Raw genomic sequence first — 431 nt, forward strand, 5'->3', positions numbered from 1 at the left:
GAGCCAACACGCCGCCGCCTTTCTGAGTTCCTTAAAAAACAAACCCATCGCACGCCCCGCCCATCATCGATAAGCTTTCGCAAAGACAGGATCTTCCAAACGCCGGTTAATCACCTGCAGAGACAGAGAAATAGAAGTCCGCTGCCGTGCCTGTATGGCAACAAGGCGCCGCCGTGGCTCCTCAAACTAATAATGCAGAATATGGATAACAATCTGTCGTGCTAACGCTGCATCGAATAAGCCATGCGGAGGGTCTATAATATACCGGATAGGCAGATGCTTAAATCCACCGCTCACTGCCTTAAAAGAACAGGAAAGCATCACCTGTAAACGTTCAACTTCTGAATAAAGATTAACGATATCTCTTCTGACATCTGGGGTCCATAAATTACAAGCAGCAACCATAACCACCCCCTATAAAAATAATATGA

General features: G+C 46.4%; 1 pseudogene. It reads right to left on the reverse strand.

Features of this window, described 5'->3' with window-relative positions:
- Window positions 1-63 precede the first annotated feature (63 nt).
- A pseudogene (locus J7R10_RS08880) lies at window positions 64-405 on the reverse strand (hypothetical protein).
- Window positions 406-431 lie beyond the last annotated feature (26 nt).

The sequence above is a fragment of the Bartonella vinsonii subsp. berkhoffii ATCC 51672 genome, assembly GCF_902825225.1.
Taxonomy (GTDB): domain Bacteria; phylum Pseudomonadota; class Alphaproteobacteria; order Rhizobiales; family Rhizobiaceae; genus Bartonella; species Bartonella berkhoffii.